This window comes from Candidatus Cardinium sp. cBcalN2 (genome assembly GCF_022810445.1).
GTDB lineage: Bacteria > Bacteroidota > Bacteroidia > Cytophagales > Amoebophilaceae > Cardinium.
The window spans coordinates 1-4,560 of the sequence record NZ_JAACGD010000139.1 but is presented as its reverse complement, the minus strand read 5'-3'; the positions used below and the strand labels follow the sequence as shown (position 1 = coordinate 4,560).

Below are 4,560 nucleotides of genomic sequence, written 5' to 3'. Positions count from 1 at the left end.
AATATCAACTACTACAGCTATAGGTAGATGGTTAGAAGCAAGCTTAGCATATTTTACTGTCTTTTGTTTTAGTTTGACGCCATAGGTAGCGCTGAGTTCTTTTAAAGCCGTATCCATATCCTCACTCGAGGACAATACAATACCTCCAGATGGCTTAACACCTGATAATTGTAATAACAACTTGCTACAAGCTACCGCACTCTCTATATGGCTGGCCATGGTCTATTTCAACTGTAATAAAATTGTTATTATACGTATTTTTTACCAGTACTACACATGTCTTGCTTTAAAAGATTAATGGAGTAGTTTCAGATATGGATAATGAGTAGGTCATCTGGCTTATGTGCGCCCATCATATGCCCATTTGAGAGAATCGTAAAAAATTAGTTTTTCAAAAAAATAACCAAATTATGTATCTTAGTAGCGTATCTGACACACTAAACTTAACTGGAAACTTTAGAGTCTAATTTAATACCCAATTCTTTATCTTTTTTTTGTTGATCCAATGGCCCAAAATAATTATAAAATTCAGCCAGATACTCCTAAAAAAAGCGCCTCATCCAATCAATTTATATTAGACCAACGTATAAGAATAACGATAGGCTTCTTGTTACAAGGTATTAGTATTTTTTTGGCATTGGCTTTCTTTTCTCATCTTACTTATGGTGCTAATGATCAGCATATTATTGAGTCTTTTGGCACGCTACGACTCAAAACATCTAGTATGGCCATTGGCAACTGGCTAGGTTTTGTGGGCGCTTTTGTAAGCTATTATTGTGTACATGTATGGTGGGGGATCACTGCTTTTATCTTTTTGCCTTTCCTATTTTTAATAGGGATAAAAATGGTTACAGAAAAAATTTGGCCTAATCTTTCTTTATTCAAAGCGGTAATGGTCTCCATGTTTCTCGTGTTATGGTCTAATATTTTATTAGGCTATTTATATACACTCTACCCAACCGCTACCTTATTAGTCAATTATGTGGGTGGTGTTGGCTATGAGCTCGGCAAGTTGTTTAAAGGCCTCTTAGGTTATGGTACTTTTATCCTGCTTTTAATTAGTTTAATTATTTTTTCCGTAATATGTTTTAACATAACCTCTTTACCCACTATTCATCTATTGGCACGCAAAAAAAAGCTAAAAGATGATCCATGTCTCTCTCAAGAAAATAATCAAGCAGCTGATGAATTTGACTCAGACAATGAATCACTATCTAGTAAAAAAAAAAATAATAATGCTATTATAGCAAACACAGATGTCACTACAGATGCAGCTTATACGAATGATCCAAAGGATTCTAAAATTGATTTTCAAAATAAAAGTAATATAGCCTTTGAAGTAGTTACCCCTGAACCTTGCCCTAAAAATTTGTTCAAAACAGCTCCATCTGCTCCACCCTCCACGATAGCTTTAAACCATATTAGAAGCGAAAACTACGACCCAACTTTAGACCTATCTACCTATAAATATCCGACTTTAGATCTATTAGAGCGGTACCAACAAGACCAACTATCTGTTACACAGGAAGAATTGGCTATCAATAAAAACAATATTGTCCAAACCTTACAGAACTTTAAGATTAATATTGCTAAAATAAAAGCCACTATTGGTCCTACCGTTACCCTCTATGAAATTGTACCCGAAGCAGGGGTAAAAATTTCTAAGATAAAAAATCTGGAAGATGACATTGCGCTTAACCTAGCTGCGCTAGGCATTCGGATTATTGCGCCCATACCAGGCAAAGGTACTATTGGTATTGAAGTACCCAATAAAAATAGGGAAGTAGTACCCTTGCAAGAGATGCTTGCCTCTGAAAAGTTTTTAAAAGGGAAAATGGATTTGCCTATTGTATTAGGTAAAAGTATCTCAAACGAGCTGTTCATTGCAGATTTAGGGCGCATGCCTCATCTTTTGATTGCAGGTGCTACCGGGCAAGGAAAATCTGTGGGGCTCAATGTGTTACTAACCTCCTTGATCTATAAAAAGCATCCTTCCCAACTCAAACTGGTATTGGTAGATCCTAAAAAAGTAGAACTTTCTTTATATAATCGCTTAGAGCGCCACTTTCTGGCCAAATTGCCGATCAGTGAAGAACCCATTATTACAGAAACCAAAAAAGTAATCCATACCCTCAATTCTTTATGCATTGAAATGGACCACCGCTATGAGCTACTCAAAGAAGCAGGCACGCGTAATATTAAGGAATACAATGAAAAGTTTATAAAAAGAATTTTGAATCCTCAAGAAGGACACCGGTTTTTACCCTACATTGTATTGGTTATAGATGAATTTGCCGATATGATGATGACTGCAGGAAAAGAAATAGAAGTACCTATTGCACGACTGGCTCAGTTGGCACGCGCCATCGGTATCCATCTTGTCTTAGCTACACAAAGACCCTCTGTAAATGTTATTACAGGTATTATTAAAGCCAACTTTCCAGTAAGGATCTCTTATAAAGTAAGTTCACGTATTGACTCTAGAACCATTTTAGATGCCAGTGGTGCGGAACAATTAGTAGGCAATGGTGATATGCTACTTTCAATGAATTCTGATATCATTCGCTTACAAGCACCTTTTCTAGATACAGCAGAAGTAGAGCGTGTTTGTAGCTATATTGGTGCACAGTCAGGCTATCCTTCTGCTTATATGTTACCCACTTATGATGAAGAAGACAAAGAGGATATGATGGCGGTAGACTTGCAAGCAACAGACCCTTTGTTTGAAGAAGCAGCCAGGCTAATTGTATTACACCAACAAGGCAGCACTTCTTTGATTCAACGAAAGTTGAAACTGGGCTACAACCGATCTGGAAGACTGATCGACCAACTGGAAGCAGCAGGTATCGTAGGTCCTTTTGAAGGCAGTAAAGCTAGGGAAGTTTTGGTAACAGACGAAGCTAGTTTAAATGAAATTTTATCTAGATTGCCACATAAAGACTAAAATCCTGCCCTTAACAAATTTGAATAGTGCACAAGCGGGCAGAAATAGTATAATATATCTTTTAGATGCTTTAGTATAGATCCTTTTTCCTTATAATTGGATAATATGTTGTATGAATTGTTATTTATGCTAATTCCTAATTTTTCTTACTGTCTAATAGTCCTATTCAGGTCGCTACTATGGTTCTTTGTTTCAGTGCCTCCTATTTTTGCAGCAGTAGATGAAAAAGCACTTGAAGTACTTGATAAAACTTCTGCCTATTACCAAGGACTAGAGAACTTTCGTGCTACCTATAAGCTAACTATTCAATATCCAGAAGAGGATATTATCCGACATGATACTATGCGCATCACTGCTCAAGGACAGCAATATAGATTATCCTATGGTCAAAAAGAGACTATAACAGATGGGGAAACCGTGTGGGTATATGATAAAGAACTAAAAGAGGTTACCATTAGCGAATATGCTAAAACAGATTCTGATGTGAATTTTGCGGAACTATATAACCTCTATCAACGTGGGTATAGTGCTGTTTATATTGGAGAACGCCTGATAAATAAAAAAAAAGCTATCATACGAGATATAGTCCAATTAACCCCTGTTGATGAGGATAACAACTTGAAAAGTATTACACTTGAAATCGATCGTCATACATCACAAATTCATGGATGGGAAGTAGTACAAAACGAAGAAACAAGGTATATTTGTAAAGTTTCTAACTTTGTAGTTAACCTGCCTTTGCCAGACACGTATTTTACGTTTGATGTAGCTGCATATGGAGAGTTAGAAATAATAGATCTACGAGAAAGTGAAACAGAAGGTAAAGAAGCAGGTGATCTAGATGAAGAGAATGATTCAGATAATGAATGATTCTATTGCCAACAGCATAGAGGAAGTTTCGAAAAAAGTTTAATGCTATATAATTTACCATTTATGGAACTTATTCAACAACATTTAGATGAAGCTGAGCGCAGCATGGATAAAGCTTATGGCCATGCACAAGATGCTTTTGCCAAAGTTAATGCTGGGCGGGCACTACCTACTATGTTAAACCATTTGACAGTGGCCTATTATGGCAATCCAACACCACTCCATCAAGTGGCTTCGATTAGCACAGCTGATGCACGTACTTTGACCATTCAACCATGGGAGCAAGCTACGATTCCTCATATAGAAAAAGCAATTGCAGAAAGCCAGCTTGGATTTTCTACTAGAAACGACGGGCGTATGATTCTGGTTACCCTGCCTCCTCCTTCCGAGGAAAGGCGTAAGAGCTTAGTAAAACTCATTAAAAGTGAAGCGGAAAAAAGTAGGGTAGTGATTCGCAATCTCCGACGTGATTACAAAGAAATACTAAAAGCTACGCAAAAAGATGGCCTACCAGAAGATGCCATAAAAAGGGCAGAGAAAAAGTTACAAGATCTCACAGATGGCTATATTGATAAAATCAACCATCTCCTGACTCTAAAGGAGGCAGATTTGATGGCTGTATAAAAAAGTGTAGTAGTTGATATTTAATCTGACATTTGATAATTTGTGTTGATATAAATAACAACAACTATTATGAACTTACATCAAAAAATCATCAAGCCGAAATTAGGCTTATTGGAGCTAGC

General features: G+C 36.8%; 4 protein-coding genes. 3 read left to right on the top strand and 1 reads right to left on the bottom strand.

Going from position 1 to position 4,560, the window contains the following annotated elements; translation table 11 throughout:
• Window positions 1-219 (bottom strand): hypothetical protein (locus MUW74_RS03930; protein ID WP_243553085.1); only part of this gene is annotated, 219 nt, incomplete at its 3' end.
• A gap of 286 nt (window positions 220-505) precedes the next feature.
• Here MUW74_RS03930 and MUW74_RS03925 point away from each other — a divergent pair.
• The 3 genes from MUW74_RS03925 (at window position 506) to frr (ending at window position 4,438) form a co-directional block, all read left to right on the top strand.
• Window positions 506-2,944, top strand: coding sequence for a DNA translocase FtsK (locus MUW74_RS03925; protein WP_243518940.1), 2,439 nt, complete (start codon window positions 506-508; stop codon window positions 2,942-2,944).
• Between the two features lie 105 nt (window positions 2,945-3,049).
• Window positions 3,050-3,814 carry an outer membrane lipoprotein carrier protein LolA gene (locus MUW74_RS03920; RefSeq protein WP_243553084.1) on the top strand — a complete coding sequence of 255 codons (765 nt, stop codon included), beginning with the start codon at window positions 3,050-3,052 and terminating at the stop codon, window positions 3,812-3,814.
• Between the two features lie 63 nt (window positions 3,815-3,877).
• Window positions 3,878-4,438 (top strand): ribosome recycling factor, encoded by a 561-nt coding sequence (frr, locus tag MUW74_RS03915; RefSeq protein WP_243518933.1) that lies wholly within the window; start codon window positions 3,878-3,880, stop codon window positions 4,436-4,438.
• Window positions 4,439-4,560: the final 122 nt, after the last annotated feature.